Here is a 23,085-nt window from a genome sequence, read left to right on the forward strand (position 1 = left end):
AAATGGTAATGCCTGGCGACAACATCAAGATGGTCGTAAATCTGATCGCTCCGATCGCGATGGACGACGGTCTGCGTTTCGCAATCCGTGAAGGCGGTCGTACCGTTGGCGCGGGCGTTGTTGCCAAAGTTATCGCTTAATCGCCGATAAATTTGACTCAACACGCAGTAAAAGGGCATCAAATGATGCCCTTTTACTGCGCTGCCCTAAGTAGAACCTATCTCATCACGGATTGTGGCGTATAATCCTGTTAATCTGTGGTGAGATAGGCTCTGTAGATTACAGCGTAAATGCCGAGTTTCGCTGCGAGCGAAACACTATGTCGGTTTGGTTTGCCCTGCATTGCGGGGCAAAGTTATTTGTCTGATTCATGAGTGACAGGTTGGTTTATGAGTGCAAATACCGAGACCCAGGGTAGTGGGCGTGGCCTGGAAGCGATCAAATGGCTGGTTGTGGCGGTTTTACTCGTTGTTGCCATAGTGGGCAACTATTACTACCGCGCATACAGTTTGCCGCTGCGCGCATTGGCTGTTGTTATTCTGATTGCTGCCGCAGGCGGTGTTGCACTGTTAACAGCGAAAGGCAAGGCAACAGTCACGTTTGCCCACGAAGCGCGCACTGAAGTTCGCAAAGTGATTTGGCCAACCCGCCAGGAAACGCTGCACACCACGCTGATCGTTGCTGCGGTGACTGCCGTTATGTCACTGATTCTGTGGGGGCTGGATGGTATTCTGGTCCGTTTGATATCGTTTATCACAGGCCTGAGGTTCTAAGATGTCTGAAGCTCCCAAAAAACGTTGGTACGTCGTTCAGGCGTTTTCCGGCTTTGAAAGCCGTGTCGCACAATCGCTGCGTGAACACATTAAATTGCACAACATGGAAGAGCTGTTTGGCGACGTCATGGTGCCGACGGAAGAAGTCGTTGAGATCCGTGGCGGCCAACGCCGTAAAAGCGAGCGTAAGTTCTTCCCTGGCTACGTGCTGGTACAGATGGTGATGGAAGATGCAAGCTGGCATTTGGTGCGCAGCGTACCGCGTGTGATGGGCTTTATCGGTGGTACGTCCGATCGTCCTGCGCCGATCAGCGACAAAGAAGTTGACGCTATTATGAACCGCCTGCAACAGGTTGGCGATAAACCGCGTCCGAAAACGCTGTTCGAACCGGGCGAAATGGTACGCGTCAACGACGGCCCGTTTGCCGACTTCAACGGTGTGGTGGAAGAAGTGGATTACGAGAAGAGCCGCCTGAAAGTGTCGGTTTCGATCTTCGGCCGTGCTACCCCCGTCGAGCTGGATTTCAGCCAGGTGGAAAAGGGCTGATACCGCCTGCCATCTGTAAAGAAATTCTTGTATCTGGCGCGAAATTAATCTATGGTTTCGCGCCTTTTGTTTTTAGGCGCTACGGCATCTGAAAAAATCAAAACCACGGGGAGCCTTTTTTAAGGCGTTATCACCCATTAGAGGAAATTTAAATGGCCAAGAAAGTACAAGCCTACGTCAAGCTGCAAGTTGCAGCTGGTATGGCTAACCCGAGCTCGCCGGTTGGTCCTGCTCTGGGTCAGCAAGGTGTGAACATCATGGAATTCTGTAAAGCATTCAACGCTAAAACAGAAAGCCTGGAAAAAGGTCTGCCGATTCCGGTAGTCATCACTGTTTACTCCGACCGTTCCTTCACCTTCGTTACCAAAACGCCTCCGGCAGCTGTTCTGCTGAAGAAAGCGGCTGGTATCAAGTCTGGTTCTGGCAAGCCGAACAAAGACAAAGTAGGTAAAGTGACCCACGCTCAGGTTCTGGAAATTGCCCAGACCAAAGCGGCGGACATGACGGGTGCCGATGTGGAAGCCATGGCGCGCTCCATCGCGGGCACTGCTCGTTCCATGGGCCTGGTAGTGGAGGACTAAGAGATGACTAAGCTGACCAAGCGCATGCGCGTGATCCGTGAGAAAGTTGATGTTACCAAACAATATGACATCAACGAAGCTGTAGCCCTGCTGAAAGAGCTGGCCACTGCTAAGTTTGTTGAAAGCGTTGACGTTGCCGTAAACCTGGGCATCGATGCGCGTAAATCTGACCAGAACGTACGTGGTGCAACTGTACTGCCGCACGGTACTGGCCGTTCCGTTCGCGTTGCCGTATTTACCCAAGGCGCAAACGCTGAAGCTGCTAAAGCAGCTGGCGCAGAGCTGGTAGGTATGGAAGATCTGGCTGATCAGATCAAGAAAGGCGAAATGAACTTTGACGTGGTTATTGCTTCTCCGGATGCAATGCGCGTTGTTGGCCAGTTGGGCCAGGTTCTGGGTCCGCGTGGCCTGATGCCGAACCCGAAAGTGGGTACTGTGACGCCGAACGTTGCTGAAGCGGTTAAAAACGCGAAAGCGGGTCAGGTTCGTTACCGTAACGACAAAAACGGCATCATCCACACCACCATTGGTAAGGTTGATTTCGACGCTGACAAACTGAAAGAAAACCTGGAAGCTCTGCTGGTTGCGCTGAAAAAAGCCAAACCTGCTCAGGCGAAAGGCGTGTACATCAAGAAAGTTAGCATCGCCACCACCATGGGTGCTGGCGTTGCCGTTGATCAGAGTGGCCTGAACGCGGTCGCAAACTAATAGCTTTACCTGGGCGAAAGATGTACGTATAATCTTACGCCCATTGTCTTTAAATGGACAAAACAGATTTTTTCGGTTGGAGCCTGGCCTAATCCAGGCCTCCGTCCAAGACCGCAGGTGTTTTGAATACTCTCGGGGTGACCCGAAGTAGAGGAAACTTAATTTTCCTGCGTAGACGGTGACAGAGCCTAAAGAAAATTTTCTTTTACTGGATTCTGCTCACCGTGTTTTGACGCCTGTTTTTCCATGTGGTTACAGGTGAAGTGAGTTCCGGAAATTTATTCCGGCTATATCCAGGAGCACAAGCTAATGGCATTAAATCTTCAAGACAAACAAGCGATTGTTGCTGAAGTTAGCGAAGTGGCCAAAGGCGCGCTGTCTGCGGTCGTTGCGGATTCTCGTGGCGTAACCGTAGATAAAATGACTGAACTGCGTAAAGCAGGTCGTGAAGCTGGCGTATACATGCGTGTTGTTCGTAACACCCTGCTGCGCCGCGTCGTTGAAGGCACTCCGTTCGAATGCCTGAAAGACACGTTTGTTGGTCCGACCTTGATTGCATACTCTATGGAACACCCGGGCGCTGCTGCTCGTCTGTTCAAAGAGTTCGCCAAAGCGAATGCAAAATTCGAGGTTAAAGCTGCAGCCTTTGAAGGTGAGTTGATTCCGGCGGCTCAAATTGACCGTCTGGCAACGCTGCCGACTTACGAAGAAGCAATTGCACGCCTGATGGCGACCATGAAAGAAGCCTCTGCAGGCAAGCTGGTCCGCACTCTGGCAGCTGTTCGCGATCAGAAAGAAGCAGCGTAATCGCCTTTTCCCTGTTATCGCATTTGTTTACGTATAAACTATTTCTGATTGTTAGGAACAATTGTCATGTCTATCACTAAAGATCAAATCATTGAAGCAGTAGCCGCTATGTCTGTAATGGACGTTGTTGGGCTGATCTCTGCAATGGAAGAAAAATTCGGTGTTTCTGCTGCTGCCGCTGTAGCTGTAGCTGCTGCTGGTCCGGCTGAAGCTGCTGAAGAGAAAACTGAATTCGACGTTATCCTGAAAGCTATCGGCGCTTACAAAGTTGCCGTAATCAAAGCTGTTCGTGGCGCAACTGGCCTGGGTCTGAAAGAAGCGAAAGACCTGGTTGAGTCTGCGCCGGCTGCTCTGAAAGAAGCTGTAAGCAAAGATGACGCTGAAGCTCTGAAGAAAGCTCTGGAAGAAGCTGGCGCTGAAGTTGAAGTTAAATAAGCCAACCCTTCCGGTTGCAGCCTGAGTTTTCAGGCTGATGGCTGGTGACTTTTTGGTCACCAGCCTTTTTGCGCTGTAGGGTGTCTGTGGTGTTTCGCACTTGTTTGGCCACAGAGTGACTCAAATATTTTTTTCTATTGACGCCTTAATATACTGCTTTCCAGCCTGGGTTCCCTGCCCGTGCAAAAGCAATGAAATGATTTAAGAGTAATAGAAAGACGTATTGCGAAGGGCGGCTTGCCTTTCGAACAAACAAAATCGTGTTGCAATGAACCGTCCTGTCAGGACGAGCAAGTGGTTCTTACTTTTCAGCGAGCTGAGGAACCCCATGGTTTACTCCTATACCGAGAAAAAACGCATTCGTAAGGATTTTGGTAAACGTCCGCAAGTGTTGGACATACCTTATCTCCTTTCTATCCAGCTTGACTCGTTTCAGAAGTTCATCGAGCAAGATCCGGAAGGTCAGTATGGTCTGGAAGCCGCATTCCGTTCCGTATTCCCAATTTCAAGCTACAGCGGTAGTTCTGAGCTGCAATACGTAAGCTACCGTCTGGGTGAGCCCGTATTTGATGTCGAAGAGTGCCAGGTTCGTGGGGTGACCTTCTCTGCACCGCTGCGCGTCAAACTGCGTCTGGTGATCTACGAGCGCGAAGCGCCGGAAGGCACTGTAAAAGACATTAAAGAACAAGAAGTGTACATGGGTGAAATTCCGCTCATGACCGAAAACGGGACCTTTGTGATCAACGGGACTGAGCGCGTTATTGTTTCTCAGTTGCACCGTAGCCCGGGCGTATTCTTTGACAGCGATAAGGGTAAAACTCACTCCTCCGGTAAAGTGCTGTATAACGCACGTACCATCCCTTACCGTGGTTCCTGGCTGGATTTCGAGTTCGACCCGAAAGATAACCTGTTTGTGCGTATTGACCGCCGCCGTAAACTGCCGGCGACCATCATTTTGCGCGCTCTGGGTTTCTCTGCCGAACAAATCCTGGACCTGTTCTTCGACAAGATCGTTTACGAAATCAACGGCAACAAGCTGCAAATGGATCTGGTGCCTGAACGCCTGCGCGGTGAAACCGCCTCGTTCGACATCGAAGCCAACGGCAAAGTGTACGTTGAAAAAGGCCGCCGTATCACCGCGCGCCACATTCGCCAGTTGGAAAAAGACAGCGTAGAGCGCATTGAAGTACCGGTCGAATACATCGCCGGGAAAGTGCTGGCGAAAGACTACGTAGACGCAGGCACCGGCGAACTGATCGGCGTTGCTAACATGGAATTGTCGCTGGATCTGCTGGCTAAACTGAGCCAGGCAGGCCATAAGCGTATCGAAACCCTGTTCACCAACGATCTGGACCACGGCCCGTATATCTCCGAAACGCTGCGCGTTGACCCGACCAACGATCGCCTGAGCGCGCTGGTTGAAATCTACCACATGATGCGTCCGGGCGAGCCGCCGACACGCGAAGCGGCAGAAAGCCTGTTCGAGAACCTGTTCTTCTCTGAGGATCGTTACGATCTTTCCGCTGTGGGCCGCATGAAGTTTAACCGCTCCCTGCTGCGCGACGAGATTGAAGGTTCCGGTATCCTGAGCAAAGACGACATCATCGAAGTGATGAAGAAGCTCATCGATATCCGTAACGGTTCTGGCGAAGTCGATGATATCGACCACTTGGGCAACCGTCGTATCCGTTCCGTGGGCGAAATGGCGGAAAACCAATTCCGCGTCGGTCTGGTGCGTGTAGAACGTGCGGTGAAAGAGCGTCTGTCTCTGGGCGATCTGGATACCCTGATGCCGCAGGACATGATCAACGCCAAGCCGATTTCGGCGGCGATGAAAGAGTTCTTCGGTTCCAGCCAGCTGTCTCAGTTTATGGACCAGAACAACCCGCTGTCTGAAATTACGCACAAACGCCGTATCTCCGCGTTGGGCCCGGGCGGTCTGACTCGTGAACGTGCTGGCTTTGAAGTGCGTGACGTACACCCGACTCACTACGGTCGTGTATGTCCTATCGAAACGCCGGAAGGTCCGAACATCGGTCTTATCAACTCGCTGTCCGTGTACGCGCAGACTAACGAATACGGTTTCCTGGAAACCCCGTATCGTCTGGTGCGTGACGGTGTGGTAACGGATGAAATCCATTACCTATCCGCGATTGAAGAGGGCAACTACGTTATTGCACAGGCGAACACCAATCTCGACGAAGAAGGTCATTTCGTTAACGATCTGGTTACCTGCCGTAGCAAAGGCGAATCCAGTTTGTTCAGCCGCTATCAGGTTGACTACATGGACGTTTCCACCCAACAGGTGGTTTCCGTCGGTGCGTCCCTGATCCCGTTCCTGGAACACGATGACGCCAACCGCGCCCTGATGGGTGCGAACATGCAACGTCAGGCTGTACCAACCCTGCGTGCTGACAAGCCGCTGGTAGGTACTGGTATGGAACGCGCTGTTGCCGTTGACTCCGGTGTTACTGCCGTTGCCAAACGTGGCGGTATCGTACAGTACGTTGACGCATCCCGTATCGTTATCAAAGTTAACGAAGACGAGATGTATCCGGGCGAAGCGGGCATCGACATCTACAACCTGACCAAATACACCCGTTCCAACCAGAACACCTGTATCAACCAGATGCCGTGCGTGTCTCTGGGTGAGCCGGTTGAACGTGGCGATGTGCTGGCTGACGGCCCGTCCACCGATCTGGGTGAGCTGGCGCTGGGTCAGAACATGCGCGTCGCGTTCATGCCCTGGAACGGTTACAACTTCGAAGACTCCATCCTCGTGTCCGAGCGTGTGGTGCAGGAAGACCGTTTCACCTCTATCCACATTCAGGAACTGGCATGCGTGTCTCGTGACACCAAGCTGGGGCCAGAAGAGATCACCGCTGACATCCCGAACGTGGGTGAAGCTGCGCTCTCCAAACTGGATGAATCCGGTATCGTTTATATCGGTGCGGAAGTGACGGGCGGCGATATTCTGGTCGGTAAAGTGACGCCGAAAGGCGAAACCCAGCTTACGCCGGAAGAAAAACTGTTGCGCGCGATCTTCGGTGAGAAAGCGTCTGACGTTAAAGACTCTTCCCTGCGCGTGCCGAACGGCGTGTCCGGTACCGTTATCGACGTTCAGGTCTTCACCCGCGATGGCGTGGAAAAAGACAAACGTGCGCTGGAAATCGAAGAGATGCAGCTGAAGCAGGCCAAAAAAGACCTGACCGAAGAACTGCAAATCCTTGAGGCTGGTCTGTTTGCACGTATTCACGCCGTGCTGGTTTCTGGTGGTGTCGAAGCGGACAAACTGGACAAGCTGCCGCGTGGGCGCTGGTTGGAACTGGGTCTGACTGATGAAGAGAAACAGAATCAGTTGGAACAGCTGGCCGAGCAGTACGACGAGCTGAAACACGAATTCGAGAAAAAACTCGAAGCGAAACGCCACAAGATCACGCAGGGCGACGATCTGGCACCGGGCGTACTGAAGATCGTCAAGGTGTATCTGGCTGTTAAACGTCAGATTCAACCGGGTGACAAGATGGCAGGCCGCCACGGTAACAAGGGTGTTATCTCCAAGATCAACCCGATCGAGGATATGCCTTACGATGAGAACGGTACGCCGGTCGATATCGTACTGAACCCGCTTGGCGTTCCGTCGCGTATGAACATCGGTCAGATTCTGGAAACCCACCTGGGTATGGCGGCGAAAGGTATTGGCGAGAAGATCAACTCCATGCTGAAACGTCAGGAAGAAGTGACCAAACTGCGCGAATTCATCCAGAAAGCCTACGATCTGGGCAATGACGTGCGTCAGAAAGTCGACCTCAACACTTTCACCGACGATGAAGTGCTGCGTTTGGCGGACAACCTGAAGAAAGGGATGCCGCTGGCAACGCCGGTATTCGACGGTGCTAAAGAGGCTGAGATCAAAGAGCTGCTGACACTGGGTGGTTTGCCGACTTCCGGTCAGATTACGCTGTTTGATGGTCGTACCGGTGAACAGTTCGAGCGTCCGGTAACCGTGGGTTACATGTACATACTGAAACTGAACCACTTGGTTGACGACAAGATGCACGCGCGTTCTACTGGTTCTTACAGCCTGGTTACCCAGCAGCCGTTGGGTGGTAAAGCGCAGTTCGGTGGTCAGCGCTTCGGTGAGATGGAGGTGTGGGCGCTGGAAGCTTATGGCGCAGCCTATACCTTGCAGGAAATGCTGACGGTGAAATCCGATGACGTCAACGGCCGTACCAAGATGTATAAAAACATCGTGGACGGTGACCATCGCATGGAACCGGGCATGCCGGAATCCTTCAACGTATTGTTGAAAGAAATCCGCTCGCTGGGTATCAACATCGAGCTGGAAGAAGAGTAATTCAGTTCGATCGTGCTGTGTGCACGCTAAAGGGATGCCTGAGCCTGGTTTGTTAATGGCCAGGCTTAGGTATCTAACAGGTCTAACTCCGACGGGAGGCAATCCGTGAAAGACTTATTAAAGTTTCTGAAAGCGCAAACCAAGACCGAAGAGTTTGATGCGATCAAAATTGCGCTGGCATCGCCAGACATGATTCGTTCCTGGTCTTTCGGTGAAGTTAAAAAGCCGGAAACCATCAACTACCGTACGTTCAAACCTGAACGTGACGGTTTGTTCTGCGCCCGTATCTTTGGGCCAGTGAAAGACTATGAGTGCCTGTGCGGTAAGTACAAGCGCTTGAAACACCGCGGTGTCATCTGCGAGAAGTGCGGCGTTGAAGTGACCCAGACCAAAGTGCGTCGTGAGCGCATGGGCCACATTGAGCTGGCGTCTCCGACCGCGCACATTTGGTTCCTGAAATCGCTGCCGTCCCGTATCGGCCTGCTGCTGGATATGCCGCTGCGCGATATCGAACGCGTGCTGTACTTCGAATCCTATGTGGTTGTTGAAGGCGGCATGACCAACCTGGAAAAACGTCAGATCCTGACTGAAGAGCAGTATCTGGACGCGTTGGAAGAGTTCGGTGACGAATTCGACGCCAAGATGGGCGCCGAAGCGATCCAGGCCCTGTTGAAAAACATGGATCTGGAGCAGGAATGCGAACAACTGCGTGAAGAGTTGAACGAAACCAACTCCGAAACCAAGCGTAAAAAGCTGACCAAGCGCATCAAGCTGCTGGAAGCGTTCGTCCAGTCTGGCAACAAGCCGGAGTGGATGATCCTGACCGTGCTGCCTGTGCTGCCGCCGGATCTGCGTCCGCTGGTTCCGCTGGACGGCGGTCGTTTCGCAACCTCAGATCTGAACGATCTGTATCGTCGCGTGATCAACCGTAACAACCGTCTGAAACGTCTGTTGGATCTGGCTGCGCCGGATATCATCGTACGTAACGAAAAACGTATGCTGCAAGAAGCGGTTGATGCCCTGCTGGATAACGGTCGTCGCGGTCGTGCGATCACCGGTTCCAACAAGCGTCCGCTGAAATCTTTGGCCGACATGATCAAAGGTAAGCAGGGTCGTTTCCGTCAGAACCTGCTCGGTAAGCGTGTGGACTACTCCGGTCGTTCCGTTATTACCGTAGGTCCGTACCTGCGTCTGCATCAGTGCGGTCTGCCGAAGAAAATGGCGTTGGAGCTGTTCAAACCGTTCATCTACGGCAAGCTGGAACTGCGTGGTCTTGCTACCACCATCAAAGCGGCCAAGAAAATGGTCGAGCGTGAAGAAGCGGTGGTATGGGATATTCTGGATGAAGTTATCCGTGAACACCCGGTACTGCTGAACCGTGCGCCGACGCTGCACCGTCTGGGTATCCAGGCGTTCGAACCGGTTCTGATCGAAGGTAAAGCCATTCAGCTGCACCCGTTGGTGTGTGCGGCGTATAACGCCGACTTCGACGGTGACCAGATGGCTGTTCACGTACCGCTGACGCTGGAAGCCCAGTTAGAAGCGCGTGCGCTGATGATGTCTACCAACAACATCCTGTCTCCGGCGAACGGCGAGCCTATCATCGTTCCGTCTCAGGACGTGGTGTTGGGTCTGTACTACATGACGCGCGACTGTGTTAACGCCAAAGGTGAAGGCATGGTGCTGACCGGTCCGAAAGAAGCAGAACGTATCTACCGTGCGGGTCTGGCATCGCTGCATGCGCGCGTTAAAGTGCGTATCACCGAGCACGAGAAAAATGCACAGGGTGAGTGGGTGGCTAAAACCAGCCTGATCGACACCACTGTGGGCCGTTCCATCCTGTGGATGATCGTGCCGAAAGGTCTGCCGTACTCTATCGTCAACCAGGCGCTGGGTAAAAAAGCCATCTCCAAGATGCTCAATACCTGCTACCGCGTGTTGGGGCTGAAGCCGACCGTTATCTTTGCTGACCAGATCATGTACACCGGTTTTGCCTACGCGGCGCGTTCCGGTTCTTCTGTGGGTATCGACGATATGGTCATCCCGGCGAAGAAAGTGGAAATCATCAACGAAGCGGAAGCCGAAGTTGCTGAAATTCAGGAACAGTTCCAGTCTGGTCTGGTCACTGCGGGAGAACGTTACAACAAAGTCATCGATATCTGGGCCGCTGCTAACGAGCGCGTGGCCAAAGCGATGATGGAAAACCTCTCGACCGAAACCGTTATCAATCGTGATGGCGAAGAAGAGCGTCAGGTTTCCTTTAACAGCATCTTTATGATGGCCGACTCCGGTGCGCGTGGTTCTGCGGCACAGATTCGTCAGCTGGCCGGAATGCGTGGTCTGATGGCGAAGCCGGATGGCTCCATCATCGAAACGCCGATCACCGCGAACTTCCGTGAAGGTCTGAACGTACTCCAGTACTTCATCTCCACGCACGGTGCGCGTAAAGGTCTGGCGGATACCGCATTGAAGACAGCAAACTCCGGTTATCTGACCCGTCGTCTGGTTGACGTGGCGCAGGATCTGGTGGTGACCGAAGACGATTGCGGCACGCACGAAGGCATCATGATGACGCCGGTTATCGAAGGTGGCGACGTTAAAGAGCCGCTGCGTGAGCGCGTTCTGGGTCGTGTAACGGCAGAAGACGTTCTGAAGCCGGGCACTGCCGACATTCTGGTGGCGCGTAACACGCTGCTGAACGAACAATGGTGTGACCTGTTGGAAGAAAACTCCGTCGACGCCGTGAAAGTTCGCTCTGTAGTAAGTTGTGAAACCGACTTCGGCGTGTGCGCCAAGTGCTACGGTCGCGATCTGGCACGTGGTCACATCATCAACAAAGGTGAGGCCATCGGGGTTATCGCGGCACAGTCCATCGGTGAACCGGGTACTCAGTTGACCATGCGTACGTTCCACATCGGTGGTGCGGCATCGCGTGCGGCAGCTGAATCCAGCATTCAGGTGAAAAACAAAGGTAGCCTGAAACTGTCCAACGCCAAGTTCGTTAAGAACGCAGCGGGCAAACTGGTCATCACCTCGCGTAACACCGAGCTGAAACTGATCGACGAATTCGGTCGTACCAAAGAAAGCTATAAAGTGCCTTACGGTGCGGTAATGGGCAAAGGCAACGGTGACGAAGTCTCCGGCGGTGAAACCGTCGCGAACTGGGATCCGCATACCATGCCGGTTATCACCGAAGTGGGCGGTAGCATTCGCTTCACCGACATGATCGACGGCCAGACGATTACTCGTCAGACTGACGAACTGACCGGCTTGTCCTCCATCGTGGTTCTGGACAGTGCAGAACGTACCGGTGGCGGTAAAGATCTGCGTCCGGCACTGAAAGTCGTTGATGCGAAAGGCAATGATGTACTGATCCCGGGCGCCGACATGCCGGCACAGTACTTCTTGCCGGGCAAAGCGATCGTTCAGTTGGAAGATGGTTCTCAGATCGGTGCGGGTGACACCTTGGCACGTATTCCTCAGGAATCCGGCGGTACCAAGGATATCACCGGTGGTCTGCCGCGCGTTGCCGACCTGTTCGAAGCGCGTCGTCCGAAAGAACCGGCTATCCTGGCTGAAATCACCGGTATCATTTCCTTCGGTAAAGAGACCAAAGGCAAACGTCGCCTGGTCATTTCACCGCTGGATGGCAGCGATGCCTACGAAGAGATGATTCCGAAATGGCGTCAGCTCAACGTGTTTGAAGGTGAACGTGTAGAACGTGGTGATGTGGTTTCCGATGGTCCGGAATCTCCGCACGACATTCTGCGCTTGCGTGGTGTGCATGCGGTAACCCGTTACATCACCAACGAAGTGCAGGAAGTTTACCGTCTGCAAGGCGTTAAGATTAACGATAAACACATCGAAGTTATCGTTCGTCAGATGCTGCGTAAAGGTACCATTGCCAGCGCGGGTAGCTCCGAGTTCCTGGAAGGCGAGCAGGCAGAAGTGTCGCGCATCAAGATCGCCAACCGTCAGTTGGAAGCAGATGGCAAGATCCCGGCTACGTACCACCGTGACCTGCTGGGTATCACCAAGGCATCTCTGGCAACTGAATCCTTCATCTCTGCGGCATCGTTCCAGGAAACGACGCGCGTGTTGACGGAAGCAGCCGTTGCGGGTAAACGCGACGAACTGCGCGGTCTGAAAGAGAACGTCATCGTGGGCCGTTTGATCCCGGCCGGTACGGGTTATGCGTACCACCAGGATCGTATGCGTCGCCGCCATGCGGGCGAGGTGCCGGCAGTGGCTCAGGTGAGTGCAGATGAAGCGTCTGCTAACCTGGCTGAACTGTTGAATGCGGGCTTTGGTAGCAGCGACTACGAATAAGCTATCCACAGATAACGCTTAAACGTCTAAACCCCGGCCTGTTGGTCGGGGTTTTTTTATCTCTCAGATCAGGAGTCGTAAAGAAAAACAGCAGACTTGCTCCCCTTTGTCACGCATACTTCTTAATCATACTTTTGTAACCATGATATGAATTTCTTCTGAGTAATATTTAGTGTGCAGTTATGTAAATATAAAAGAACGAGACAGACATGAACAGCACAAGCACATCAATGTCGCCGCAGAGCGATAGCGCAACAAACCACAACAGCACACAATCCCTGCCTGTATCGCACTGGAAAATTACAATACGGTGCTGATACTGCTGTTCGCGATCCTGCTGGCGAATGTTGCTCATGATATGATTGTCAGCGTACAGCAGCCCATATTCACGGAACTGTTTGGTACTGCCTATCGCTACAGCGGTGCGGGCGTGGGCTATCAGGTGGCAAGCGTGGTGGGCGGCGGTTTTACGCCGTTTATCGCCGTGTTGCTGGTTACGTTTTTCTCCGGTGCCTGGTATGGCGTCGCGGGCCATTTGGCGATTGGCTGCCTGATCTCCGCCGTAGTCGGTATGAGCATGAAGCCACAATCTACTGACTAAGCCGAAATGAAGACCGTAATGCGCGGGTCTCGTGCGTTACGGTCTGCTAATAAGTCGTTATTTTGCGCTGAGTTGCTCTTTTACCGCATCAAGCGCATCCAATGCACACTGCTGGTCGATACTGCCCGAGGGCGCGCCACCAATACCAATCGCCCCGATGGTTTGATCCCCCGCTTTCACCGGCACTCCGCCTGCCAGTAATAAAAATCCTGGAATATCACGCAGATTTTGTGCTTCAGCATTTGCCTGGGCGTTCTTCATCACGTTTTCCGTGGGGGCTTTCGTGGTGAGCGCGGTAAACGCTTTCATCCGGCTTGCTTCAACGGTACGCGGACCTGCGTTGTCCATGCGTTTGGCCAGTTTCACTACGCTGGCACGATCGACGATGGTTACGGCAACGTTCACATTCTTGGCACTGCACGATTGGATGGCATGTTGTGACAGCTGTTCGGCGAGAGCCAAAGAAAGATTTTTCTCGCTTAAAACGCCATTGGCAAAGCTGGGAAATGCGGTAATGCCTCTGAAAAGCAGGGTGGTGATAAGAAGACGTTTCATGTTGTTCTGGCTCCTGTTGTCCATGGAAGGTATTCGACAAGGACAGCGTAGCGAGAGCCGGAGGGAGGAACCATTCGGTTGATTACGCAAGCCACTGCGTAATTTTACGGAGCCTTATCGATAAGCGATTGTCCGAAATACAGTTTTATCAATTTTGCCAGTGAGTTTATTTCCAGTTTGGCGAACAGGTTGGCGTGGTGCGCTTCCACGGTGCGGGCGGAAAGTTGCAGGTCTTTGGCGATCTCTTTGTTCGATTTCCCCTCCATCATCAGCGCCATCACTTCATGCTCGCGAGCAGAAAGCGTATTGAGCTTATCCCGTAACTGTGTGGCTTGTTGTCGCTGGTTGGCCTGCGTTTGAAACTGTGTCATAGCGCCAAAAACCGTTTCGAGCAGCAAGTCCGCATCGATGGGCTTGGTCAAAAACTCGAAGGCACCGCTTTTAAATGCGCGTTGGCACAAATTGATATTGCCATGGCCTGTCATGATGATAACGGGAATATCCATCCCTCGTTGTTGCCACTCCTCCAACAGGGTTAATCCTGTTTTGCCTGGCATACGAATATCGAGCAGCAAACAGCCGTGCAGTGAGCTCCAGTCGCTGTGCTGCTGTTCAAAATCAGCAATGCTGGCATAGGGTTGCGTTTGCCACCCGACGGTGGACAGCAATGCTGTGTCGTCAATCAGATAAACACGCAATGTCATCCGTGTTGCTCCTCTGCGTTGAAGGGAAACAACAGTGTGAATCGGGCGCCGCTGCCGGCAACATTTTCTGCGCTGATATCGCCGTTAAGGCCCTGAACCAACGTTTGGGTCAGCGCCATCCCGAGCCCTAATCCCCCCTGCCGGGTAGTGAAAAATGGCAGAAAAACATTCTGTAGCGCCTGTTCTGATAACCTGGGGCCTCCGTCCGCCATGGTCAGTGTAATTCCCTTTTCCGTCGGGTGAGCGGCAATCTCAACCCAGGCTGATTTGGGCGCGCAGTTCTGCTGTGCTTGAATGGCATTGAGCAGCAGGTTATGGAGAATTTGCTCAACCCATTGCGGTGCACCGAGAAAGGTTGGCAGGTCATCGGGAATTTTATTGATGATTTTTACTTTTGCTGCGTGCAACTCGTTTTCGAGCAGCATCACCACCCGAGACCAGACCGGCTTCAGGCTGACAGGTTGCAACGGAACCTGGTCGCTGTGCATTTTTTGGCGCAGATCGGTGAGCAGAGCGCTGATTCGTTTGGTTTGTACGACGGCCGCGTCGAGCAAAGGCGCAATTTCCTCGCTCTTTTCTTGTTTTAGCAAGCTCAGGGCGGTTTGGTTGTAACTCAGAATGGCTGTAAGCGGTTGATTCAGCTCATGTACCATACCTGCGGTAATTTCCCCCATGGTATTGAGCCGGGTGAGTTCGGAAAACTGTGCACGTAAATCGGCCAGCATGCGTTGGCGTTTATACATCAGATAGCGGCTGACAAATTCCACGACGATCGCCCAGATCAGGGCAACCAGTAGCATGCTGACCCAAGGCAGATGACGCCAGTCGGGATTATTTCCTGCCGAAAGTTCGAACGGTTGCGAATCGCCGACCAGTGCTTTATGCCACTGCCAGTAGGGCTCTGTGGCCGTGTCACCCAGCACCACCAGAGGGGTATCCTGCAAGTGTAAACCCAGCGTGCGGAAGACATTGCTTTGTGGCAGTGTGCTGAGCACCTGCTTGAGGTCGATCAGCAACGAGAAGTGTTGGCCGTTTAACCAGTAGGTTCCATTCCCCGCCGGTTCTGGTTCCATAGCGGCATGTTCTGGCGAACGCGTTTTTAAGATGAGGATTTGAGGAAACTCTTTTTTCACAACCTCGGAATCGCTGGTATCGGAAAGCAGTGTCAGGATGACATCATGCTGGGACAGTTTGAGTGCCACATCGCGATAAAGGATGCGAAACTCGGCGCTGTGTTCTTCATACTGCTGTTGCAGTGTATGAAGGCTAAGCCCGAGAGCGGAAATGGCCGTCAAGAGTAACCAAATGGCGAACTTACGCATGATGATTTCATTCGGGTTGAGTTAACGCCATGCGCATGGCTGAGAGAGTAACGCCGGAACATAGAACCATACTGGATGGATGTTGTAAACCCGACCGAACCAAACCGACCCGGCCGGGAGTTCTGTTTAGCGAAAGCGATCGACATAGTGAGAAGTGAGGCCAATGTCTTTTAGCTGAGCGTCGTTGAGCCGGCGCAGTTCGCGCAGTGTGGTACGGCGTTTCCGCCAGTTACGCCACCACTTAATCGGGGTGCGGATAGTGATATCAATACTGTGCGTTATCGCTGCTTTACAACCGCTTCTCCACTGGCTCATTGCGCTCTCCTCCTCCTTTGATAACGATGGCAGAGTGTTGCTGTGCAGTTCATTTTCCAAAAGTTTGGCTCCTGGGTTGCGTGTCCAGTTGGCCGTGGCTGAATTTATTCGTCAGGGCCACTATCAGCCGCACGTGCGCCGTATGCGCGCCTATACAAAAGTAATCTCGATGTGTTCACCTGCTGGGTGTGGCGCTATTTCCCCTGCGGAATTTGCGTTAGTCGGCCGCAAGGCGCATTTCTGATGTGGATTGAGTTTCCCGAAACGTTTGATACGTTGCGACTGAACAGCCTGCTGCGCCAGTCCAGTATCCAGATTGCTTCCGGCTCGTTGTTCTCTGCGTCCGGTAAATACCGCAACTGTATGCGCGTGCACTACGGTCTGCCGTTAACCGATGAGATGCAGCAGGTGCTGCGCGTTATTGGGGAGCACGCAGAGCAACTGCTCCATGAAGATGCTATGGGTGGGCACTAAGCGTGTGCCGGAGAAGGACCGATACAGGGCGATAGCACCACCCTGTATCGGCATAGGGGGCGAAACCGAATGGGACAAATCCGGTTTCGGTTGGCGAATCGATGTCGTCAACAGGCTCACTTTACGTAGCAAAAGATAAACGGACGGTGCACGACCTGTTCGTTTTATCACCAGATAACGGTTGCGTTAGGCCGTTTAGCTCGCATCATGTCGATGATGCGACTGCCTTCCCAAATAGCCGTCCCAGTCTTTCCATACCGGGTTGTAACCCCGCCTGCGCGATCGCCTGTGCGACGGCTTCCGGGCGACGATTATCATGGGGAGCAAATTGCTCCAGCTCGGGATGATCGTCTGCATAGCCCCCTGGCTGCGTTTTGGAAAATGCGCTGACGCTGTTGATGGCAATGGGGACCACGTTATCGCGAAAATAGGGCGATTCTCGGGTCGATAGCGACAACTCCACCTCGGGAGCCAGCAGTCGGAATGCGCAAATCACCTGGAGCAACTGCGCTTCGTCCATTATCGACGCGGGCGTGATACCGCCCGCACAGGGGCGCAGACGCGGAAAGGAGATGGAGTAACGGCTCTGCCAGTAGGTTTGCTGCAAATACAGCAGATGTTCTGCCACCATATAGCAATCGGCGCGCCAACTGTGTGATAAGCCGATCAATGCACCGAGTCCGATCTTGTCGATCCCGGCGCTGCCCAAACGATCCGGCGTATCCAGTCGCCAATGGAAATCCTGCTTGTTACCGCGCAAGTGATGCTGCTGATACGTCACAGGGTGATAGGTTTCCTGATAGACCATTACGCCGTCCAGCCCCAGTGTGTTCAGCTCCGCGTAATCCTCTTGTGCCATCGACTGCACTTCCATCATCAGCGCGCTGAAATATGGCCGAATCAGGGGAAACATGTCGCGAAAGTAATCCATGCCGACTTTACGTTGATGCTCCCCCGTTACCAGCAGCAGGTTGTCAAATCCAAGCGCTTTGATGGCGGCGATTTCGCGCGGGATTTCCTCTTGGTTTAGGGTCTTGCGCTTGATGTGGTTGCTCATGGAGAAACCACAGTAGGTGCAGTCATTGGCGCACAGGTTCGACAGGTAGAGCGGGACATAAAAGCCCACAGTATTGCCAAAGCGTTGTCGGGTAAACTGCTGAGCCCGCTCGGCTAACGGCTCCAGATAGTGCAGCGCTGCCGGGGAAAGCAGCGCCATCATATTGTCGCGGGAGAGCGTGGTCGCAGTGAGTGCTTGTTCGACATCGCGCGCAGTTTTGCTGTTGATATCGAGCGTTATCGCATCCCAATCGAGCTGCTCCCAGAGGGTACGAAAAGCACGCTTCATGATTGAGCCTCCGGCACTCTTTGATGAAGAAAGCCGGTCAGCGGGCTGGTGGCGCTTGCCACGTGCTGGCGTTGGCCTAATCCCGCTTGCCGTGCCAGTTCTCCCGCTTCTACCGCCAGACGAAACGCATGAGCCATCTGCACCGGATCCCGCGCCACGGCAATGGCTGTGTTGACCAGCACCGCATCGGCCCCCAGCTCCAGCGCCTCTGTGGCATGGCTGGGGGCACCAATACCCGCGTCAACCACGACGGGTATCGTTGCCTGCTCGATAATGATGCACAGGAAATCGCGTGTTTGCAGCCCCTGATTGGAGCCGATTGGCGCGCCCAATGGCATCACGGCGGCGCAGCCCGCCTCTTCCAGCCGTTTGCACAGCACCGGGTCTGCGCCGCAGTAGGGCAATACCACAAAGCCCTCTTTGACCAGGCGTTCAGCGGCGCGCAGGGTTTCAATCGGATCGGGCAACAGGTATTTGGCATCAGGGTGAATTTCCAACTTGAGCCAGTGCGTGCCCAGCGCTTCGCGCGCCAGTCGCGCGGCGAACACCGCCTCATCTGCGGTTTTAGCCCCTGAGGTGTTGGGCAGCAGTTTCACGCCAAGCTGCTTGAGCGGCGCGAAAATGGCGTCATTACCGGTTTTCAGTTCAACGCGCTTCATTGCCAGCGTGACCAACTGAGAACCCGATGCCTGCAAAGCGGCGTGCATCAGTTCGGCATGGGCAAATTTGCCCGTTCCGGTTAATAACCGGGAAGAAAAGGTGGTATCGGCAATCCGCAACATATCAACCCCCTGCGATAGCCTGAAAAAGAAGAATATCGTCGCCTGAGCAAACGGACCGTGTCGCCCATTCGTCACGCGGCACAATGGTCTGGTTTATCGCCAGCGCCGTGCCGGGTTGTAAGCGATCCAGCCCAGCCAGCAGAGTTTCCACCGTGATGGCCTCATCGCACTCCATGGGCATGTCGTTCAGCGTGATGTTCATGCTGCTATATCCTTACAGACAGGGCAGCGCGCAGAGCGGCTTAACTGAAAGGTTTGCCAGCTCTGTTGTTTACTATCAAACAGGCGCAGCTTACCGCTGAGCGCGGAAGGCAGCCCCGCCAGTAGCTTGATGGCTTCCAACGCCTGAAGCGTGCCTATTACCCCCACCACCGGGACAAGTACACCGGCGGTGCGGCAGTTACGCTGTGGTTCTGTCGCCTCCGGATAGAGGCAGGCGTAACAGCCGGGCGGGTAGGGGGCGTTAGCACCAACAACTGCCCGCTAAAACCAATCGCACTGCCGCTGACCAATGGCTTTTGCTGCTGAATGCAGGCGGCGTTTACTACGTGACGTGTGGCCATGTTGTCGCTGCAATCCAGCACCAGATCGGCCTGTTGCACGGCATTGCGTAATGTCTCTCCAGCCAGATGCTCGGTGAGCGTTATCACCTCGGTTAACGGGTTGAGCGCCAAGAGTTGCTGCTTGGCGAGCGTGACCTTGGGGCGAGAAATATCCTGCGTACGGTAGAGGATCTGCCGTTGCAGATTGGATATATGCAGCTTGTCGTCATCGGCGATCGTTAAGGCACCGACGCCTGCGGCGGCGAGATAGAGTGCGGCGGGCGCGCCTAGCCCGCCCATGCCGACCAGCAGCACGCGGGATTTTTTTAGCTTCTCTTGTCCTTCAGGGCCAATGTCTTCCAGCAGTAATTGACGGCTGTAGCGCAAGAACTCTTGATCCGTAAGTGCATGATCGGTAGGTGCATGATCGTTACGCATCGGATGCCTCCTGCTTTTCAATCAGACTGAGCAGGGTGGCGGTCGCCTGACGCCAGTCGGCGGCCTGCGTTATCGCGCTCACCACCGCGATGCTGCCGACGCCGGTTGCCAGCACGCTTGGCACGCGCTCAATGCTGATGCCGCCGATGGCCACGGTGGGGAAACGCCCTTGCAGTGCGTCGATGTGGCGTTTGAGTTCGCTTACGCCTTGCGGCGCAGAGGGCATCTCTTTGGTTTGCGTAGGAAAGATATGCCCGAGGGCGATATAAGAAGGCTTGAGCGCCACGGCGCGTGCCAGTTCCACGTCATCGTGGGTTGAAATACCCAAGCGTAGCCCGGCATGGCGGATCGCATCCAAATCGGCGGTATCCAGATCTTCCTGGCCCAGATGCACGCCATACGCCCGATGTTTGACCGCCAGTTGCCAGAAGTCGTTAATAAACAAGCGAGCCTGATAATCCTGCCCGAGCGCGATGGCTTGCATGATGGCGGCCTCGGCTTGCTCTGCGGTTTTATCCTTAATGCGTAACTGGATGGTTTTTACGCCAGCGCCGAGCAGACGCTCAATCCAGACTACGCTGTCCACCACGGGGTAAGGCCTGAGCTGTGGCGCGGTCGCGGGAAATGACGGATTCATTTGGTTTCCTCCCCGTGCAGCGCCGTGGCACTGTGGTAGAGCTCGCTGCCGCGTGCACGGAACTGGGCCGACATCTCTGCCATGCCGACTTCAATCGGCTGCGCTTCCACGGCGGGGGAGGGATTTTTCGCCGCGTACTCGCGCACTTCCTGCGAGATTTTCATCGAACAGAATTTTGGTCCGCACATCGAGCAGAAATGTGCGACTTTGCCGGACTCTTGCGGCAGGGTTTCATCGTGATAAGCGCGAGCGGTTGTCGGATCGAGCGCCAGGTTGAACTGGTCTTTCCAACGAAACTCAAAGCGCGCTTTGGACATGGCGTTATCGCGGATCTGCGCACCGGGATGCCCTTTCGCCAGATCGGCGGCATGCGCGGCGATCTTGTAGGTGATAAGCCCCTGCTTCACATCCTCTTTGTTTGGCAGCCCGAGGTGTTCTTTAGGCGTGACGTAGCAGAACATGGCGCAACCGAACCAGCCAATCATCGCGGCCCCGATACCGGAGGTAAAGTGGTCATAACCGGGTGCGATATCGGTGGTCAGCGGCCCCAGCGTATAGAACGGCGCTTCATGGCAGTGCCCCAGCTCTTCGGTCATGTTGCGGCGAATCATTTGCATCGGCACATGCCCCGGCCCTTCAATCATCACCTGCACGTCATACTCCCAGGCGATTTTGGTCAGTTCGCCCAGCGTATGTAGCTCGGCAAACTGCGCCTGATCGTTGGCATCCTGAATGGAGCCGGGGCGTAAGCCATCGCCCAGCGACAGGGCAACGTCGTAGGCAGCGCAAATCTCACAGATTTCACGGAAGTGGACGTAGAGGAAATTCTCCCGGTGGTGCGACAGGCACCACTTCGCCATGATGGATCCGCCGCGCGATACAATGCCGGTCAGGCGCTGTGCGGTCATTGGCACATAGCGCAGCAGCACACCCGCGTGAATGGTGAAGTAATCAACGCCTTGCTCCGCCTGCTCAAGCAGCGTGTCACGGAACATTTCCCAGGTGAGGTTTTCCGCCACGCCGTTGACCTTCTCCAGCGCCTGGTAAATGGGAACGGTGCCAATCGGAACCGGGCTGTTGCGCAGGATCCATTCACGGGTTTCGTGAATATAGCGTCCGGTGGAGAGATCCATCACCGTATCCGCCCCCACAGCGTGGACCAGACCAGTTTTTCAACCTCTTCCTCGATAGAGGAGGTGACCGCCGAATTGCCGATGTTAGCGTTCACTTTCACCAGAAAATTGCGTCCGATAATCATCGGTTCAGATTCAGGGTGATTGATGTTGGACGGGATGATGGCACGGCCAGCGGCGACTTCCTGACGCACAAATTCCGGCGTGATGTTGTCCGGCAGAATCGCGCCAAAGCTCTGTCCGGGGTGCTGGTGGCGCAGAACTTCACTGCGAATGCGCTCGCGCCCCATGTTTTCGCGGATGGCGATAAACTCCATTTCCGGTGTGATGACGCCCTGACTTGCGTAGTGTAATTGCGTGACGCACTTGCCGGGTTGCGCGCGTTTGGGTTGCGGCAGTTGTTCAAAGCGTAGGTGATCAAGCCCGGCATCCGCCAAACTACTGTCGTAGAAATCCATAATGAACCGCGTGTTAGCTTGCAAAGCAAGCGCCAGTCGATGGGTTTGCGCCAGTTTTTGATCGCTCAGCGCTACTGCCTCCTGCAAGATGCGCTCATAAACGTGGAAATGGCGGGCGGAAAGATAGTCCACAAGGTTGTGGCAAAAATCATCCAAAGCCTGCTCATCGAGCGGGGTGTGTTTATCTTTGTTTGGCTTAATGTCGACCAGATGGTAATAGGCAACCAGAAGTTGCTTACGCGCTTGTAGCCATTGGTCGATTAACGCATTATTGCCACCAACGTACTCAGTCAGACTTTGTAATTGGTTTAACATTGTTGACTCCGTGCATTGATAAGAAAGAACAATCGGTAGCGATGAAATTCTGCCATATCCCTGACAGTTAAAATGCCAGTGAAGTGTCTGTGGAGCAATAGAAAAGATATGGAACAAACATTAAAAGGTGATGAATGTGGGTGGTGGGTAGTCAGCCATGAGAGTCAGGTGTGGCTGCCCGAAGGGAAACTCCCGCATGGCACGGCGTCACAGTGTGGATTGGAAGGCATTGTCGGACGCCAGATAGGGGAATGGCAAGGGGAGCCGGTGTGGCTGGTTAGTCACCAGAAAACGTCGCAGATGGATTCGGTTCGCCAACTGCTGGATGAAGATGTGGCGCTGTTTCAACTGGCTGGGCGCGGTGTGCAACTGGCCGAATTCTATCGTTCGCATCAGTTTTGCGGCTATTGCGGGCAGAAAATGGCCCATAGCAAAACAGAGCTGGCCTGCCTGTGCCCGCAGTGTAAAGAGCGGTACTACCCGCAAATCGCCCCGTGCGTGATCGTGGCGATCCGGCGTGGTGAGGAGATCTTGCTGGCACAACATCAACGTCATCGCGGCAATATGTATACCGTGCTGGCGGGGTTTGTGGAAGTGGGCGAAACTCTCGAGCAAGCGGTCGCCCGTGAAGTGATGGAAGAGAGCAACATTCGTATTAAAAACCTGCGCTACATCAGCTCACAGCCGTGGCCGTTCCCGCATTCACTGATGATGGCGTTCATGGCAGAGTATGCCGACGGCGAACTGCGCCACGACCCGAAAGAACTCAGGGATGCGGGCTGGTTCCGCTACGACCAACTGCCGATTCTCCCTCCGCCGGGGACGGTCGCACGGCGTTTGATTGAGGACACCGTGGTACTGTGCCGCGATGAGCAGGAATAGCGCTACAGGCGTGTTACACTGCGCGCCAATCGTTTCGTTATCGCG

At 54.1% G+C, this 23,085-nt stretch carries 16 protein-coding genes and 7 pseudogenes; 12 read left to right on the top strand and 11 right to left on the bottom strand.

Annotation, left to right across the window (positions count from 1 at the left end; translation table 11 throughout):
* The 10 genes and pseudogenes from tuf to ACMZI0_RS02975 form a co-directional block, all read left to right on the top strand.
* Positions 1–140 (top strand): annotated as a pseudogene (tuf, locus tag ACMZI0_RS02930) (elongation factor Tu); the annotation flags it as partial.
* Between the two features lie 249 nt (positions 141–389).
* A complete protein-coding gene (gene secE / locus ACMZI0_RS02935) occupies positions 390–773 on the top strand; it encodes a preprotein translocase subunit SecE (RefSeq protein WP_415671887.1) in 384 nt (127 codons plus the stop codon).
* A gap of 1 nt (position 774) precedes the next feature.
* Complete coding sequence (nusG, locus tag ACMZI0_RS02940) at positions 775–1,320, top strand: transcription termination/antitermination protein NusG (RefSeq protein WP_195316303.1); 546 nt, start codon at positions 775–777, stop codon at positions 1,318–1,320.
* Between the two features lie 152 nt (positions 1,321–1,472).
* Positions 1,473–1,901 (top strand): 50S ribosomal protein L11, encoded by a 429-nt coding sequence (rplK, locus tag ACMZI0_RS02945; protein ID WP_415671888.1) that lies wholly within the window; start codon positions 1,473–1,475, stop codon positions 1,899–1,901.
* A 3-nt stretch (positions 1,902–1,904) separates the two neighbouring features.
* Positions 1,905–2,609 carry a 50S ribosomal protein L1 gene (gene rplA / locus ACMZI0_RS02950; RefSeq protein ID WP_415671889.1) on the top strand — a complete coding sequence of 235 codons (705 nt, stop codon included), beginning with the start codon at positions 1,905–1,907 and terminating at the stop codon, positions 2,607–2,609.
* Positions 2,610–2,918: 309 nt separating this feature from the next.
* Positions 2,919–3,416: a 50S ribosomal protein L10 gene (rplJ, locus tag ACMZI0_RS02955; RefSeq protein WP_195316305.1), complete on the top strand. Its 498-nt coding sequence runs from the start codon at positions 2,919–2,921 to the stop codon at positions 3,414–3,416.
* Between the two features lie 66 nt (positions 3,417–3,482).
* Positions 3,483–3,851, top strand: coding sequence for a 50S ribosomal protein L7/L12 (gene rplL, locus ACMZI0_RS02960; RefSeq protein ID WP_415671890.1), 369 nt, complete (start codon positions 3,483–3,485; stop codon positions 3,849–3,851).
* Between the two features lie 328 nt (positions 3,852–4,179).
* On the top strand, positions 4,180–8,208 hold the full coding sequence (rpoB, locus tag ACMZI0_RS02965) for a DNA-directed RNA polymerase subunit beta (RefSeq protein WP_415671891.1): 4,029 nt from the start codon (positions 4,180–4,182) through the stop codon (positions 8,206–8,208).
* 105 nt (positions 8,209–8,313) lie between these two features.
* Positions 8,314–12,537, top strand: coding sequence for a DNA-directed RNA polymerase subunit beta' (gene rpoC, locus ACMZI0_RS02970; protein ID WP_415671892.1), 4,224 nt, complete (start codon positions 8,314–8,316; stop codon positions 12,535–12,537).
* Positions 12,538–12,811: 274 nt separating this feature from the next.
* Positions 12,812–13,138, top strand: a pseudogene (locus tag ACMZI0_RS02975) (MFS transporter); the annotation flags it as partial.
* Between the two features lie 57 nt (positions 13,139–13,195).
* On the opposite strand, the gene ACMZI0_RS02980 reads toward ACMZI0_RS02975, so the two are convergent.
* The 4 genes from ACMZI0_RS02980 to ACMZI0_RS02995 all read right to left on the bottom strand — a co-directional run bounded on the left by ACMZI0_RS02980 (position 13,196) and on the right by ACMZI0_RS02995 (position 16,034).
* A complete protein-coding gene (locus ACMZI0_RS02980) occupies positions 13,196–13,693 on the bottom strand; it encodes a GlcG/HbpS family heme-binding protein (RefSeq protein WP_415671893.1) in 498 nt (165 codons plus the stop codon).
* A gap of 104 nt (positions 13,694–13,797) precedes the next feature.
* The gene (locus ACMZI0_RS02985) at positions 13,798–14,397 is read right to left on the bottom strand and encodes a response regulator transcription factor (protein ID WP_415671894.1); all 600 of its coding nucleotides are present in this window, start codon (positions 14,395–14,397) and stop codon (positions 13,798–13,800) included.
* Positions 14,394–15,719 (bottom strand): sensor histidine kinase, encoded by a 1,326-nt coding sequence (locus ACMZI0_RS02990; protein ID WP_415671895.1) that lies wholly within the window; start codon positions 15,717–15,719, stop codon positions 14,394–14,396. The genes ACMZI0_RS02985 and ACMZI0_RS02990 overlap by 4 nt, the downstream gene beginning before the upstream one ends.
* Before the next feature lie 126 nt (positions 15,720–15,845).
* Entirely contained in the window at positions 15,846–16,034 is a 189-nt protein-coding gene (locus ACMZI0_RS02995; RefSeq protein ID WP_415671896.1) for a DUF1127 domain-containing protein, read from the bottom strand.
* A 13-nt stretch (positions 16,035–16,047) separates the two neighbouring features.
* On the opposite strand from ACMZI0_RS02995, the pseudogene ACMZI0_RS03000 reads away from it, so the two are divergent.
* A pseudogene (locus tag ACMZI0_RS03000) lies at positions 16,048–16,508 on the top strand (GntR family transcriptional regulator); the annotation flags it as partial.
* A 195-nt stretch (positions 16,509–16,703) separates the two neighbouring features.
* Here the strand turns inward: ACMZI0_RS03000 and thiH are convergent.
* The 7 genes and pseudogenes from thiH to ACMZI0_RS03035 form a co-directional block, all read right to left on the bottom strand.
* Positions 16,704–17,853: pseudogene (gene thiH, locus ACMZI0_RS03005) on the bottom strand (2-iminoacetate synthase ThiH).
* Positions 17,850–18,635, bottom strand: a complete 786-nt coding sequence (locus ACMZI0_RS03010) for a thiazole synthase (protein ID WP_415671897.1) — start codon at positions 18,633–18,635, stop codon at positions 17,850–17,852. The pseudogene thiH and the gene ACMZI0_RS03010 overlap by 4 nt, the downstream one beginning before the upstream one ends.
* Position 18,636: 1 nt before the next feature.
* On the bottom strand, positions 18,637–18,837 hold the full coding sequence (gene thiS / locus ACMZI0_RS03015) for a sulfur carrier protein ThiS (RefSeq protein ID WP_415671898.1): 201 nt from the start codon (positions 18,835–18,837) through the stop codon (positions 18,637–18,639).
* Positions 18,834–19,615, bottom strand: a pseudogene (locus ACMZI0_RS03020) (HesA/MoeB/ThiF family protein). Before ACMZI0_RS03020 ends, thiS begins: the two are co-directional and overlap by 4 nt.
* Positions 19,608–20,252: a thiamine phosphate synthase gene (thiE, locus tag ACMZI0_RS03025; protein WP_415671899.1), complete on the bottom strand. Its 645-nt coding sequence runs from the start codon at positions 20,250–20,252 to the stop codon at positions 19,608–19,610. Before thiE ends, ACMZI0_RS03020 begins: the two are co-directional and overlap by 8 nt.
* Positions 20,249–21,837, bottom strand: a pseudogene (gene thiC / locus ACMZI0_RS03030) (phosphomethylpyrimidine synthase ThiC); the annotation flags it as partial. The pseudogene thiC and the gene thiE, both read right to left, overlap by 4 nt.
* A gap of 33 nt (positions 21,838–21,870) precedes the next feature.
* Positions 21,871–22,158: pseudogene (locus ACMZI0_RS03035) on the bottom strand (Rsd/AlgQ family anti-sigma factor); the annotation flags it as partial.
* A gap of 108 nt (positions 22,159–22,266) precedes the next feature.
* On the opposite strand from ACMZI0_RS03035, the gene nudC reads away from it, so the two are divergent.
* Positions 22,267–23,040 (top strand): NAD(+) diphosphatase, encoded by a 774-nt coding sequence (gene nudC / locus ACMZI0_RS03040; protein ID WP_415671900.1) that lies wholly within the window; start codon positions 22,267–22,269, stop codon positions 23,038–23,040.
* The last annotated feature ends 45 nt before the right edge of the window (positions 23,041–23,085 follow it).

Origin of the sequence: Symbiopectobacterium sp., assembly GCF_047692315.1 — a bacterium.
Lineage (GTDB): Bacteria > Pseudomonadota > Gammaproteobacteria > Enterobacterales > Enterobacteriaceae > Symbiopectobacterium.

Bases quoted from the DNA above. Each gene is read 5' to 3' on its own strand.
- secE (WP_415671887.1), top strand. From the start codon at position 390: ATGAGTGCAAATACCGAGACCCAGGGTAGTGGGCGTGGCCTGGAAGCG.
- nusG (WP_195316303.1), top strand. From the start codon at position 775: ATGTCTGAAGCTCCCAAAAAACGTTGGTACGTCGTTCAGGCGTTTTCC.
- rplK (WP_415671888.1), top strand. From the start codon at position 1,473: ATGGCCAAGAAAGTACAAGCCTACGTCAAGCTGCAAGTTGCAGCTGGT.
- rplA (WP_415671889.1), top strand. From the start codon at position 1,905: ATGACTAAGCTGACCAAGCGCATGCGCGTGATCCGTGAGAAAGTTGAT.
- rplJ (WP_195316305.1), top strand. From the start codon at position 2,919: ATGGCATTAAATCTTCAAGACAAACAAGCGATTGTTGCTGAAGTTAGC.
- rplL (WP_415671890.1), top strand. From the start codon at position 3,483: ATGTCTATCACTAAAGATCAAATCATTGAAGCAGTAGCCGCTATGTCT.
- rpoB (WP_415671891.1), top strand. From the start codon at position 4,180: ATGGTTTACTCCTATACCGAGAAAAAACGCATTCGTAAGGATTTTGGT.
- ACMZI0_RS02980 (WP_415671893.1), bottom strand. From the start codon at position 13,693: ATGAAACGTCTTCTTATCACCACCCTGCTTTTCAGAGGCATTACCGCA.
- ACMZI0_RS02985 (WP_415671894.1), bottom strand. From the start codon at position 14,397: ATGACATTGCGTGTTTATCTGATTGACGACACAGCATTGCTGTCCACC.
- ACMZI0_RS02990 (WP_415671895.1), bottom strand. From the start codon at position 15,719: ATGCGTAAGTTCGCCATTTGGTTACTCTTGACGGCCATTTCCGCTCTC.
- ACMZI0_RS02995 (WP_415671896.1), bottom strand. From the start codon at position 16,034: ATGAGCCAGTGGAGAAGCGGTTGTAAAGCAGCGATAACGCACAGTATT.
- ACMZI0_RS03010 (WP_415671897.1), bottom strand. From the start codon at position 18,635: ATGTTGCGGATTGCCGATACCACCTTTTCTTCCCGGTTATTAACCGGA.
- thiS (WP_415671898.1), bottom strand. From the start codon at position 18,837: ATGAACATCACGCTGAACGACATGCCCATGGAGTGCGATGAGGCCATC.
- thiE (WP_415671899.1), bottom strand. From the start codon at position 20,252: ATGAATCCGTCATTTCCCGCGACCGCGCCACAGCTCAGGCCTTACCCC.
- nudC (WP_415671900.1), top strand. From the start codon at position 22,267: ATGGAACAAACATTAAAAGGTGATGAATGTGGGTGGTGGGTAGTCAGC.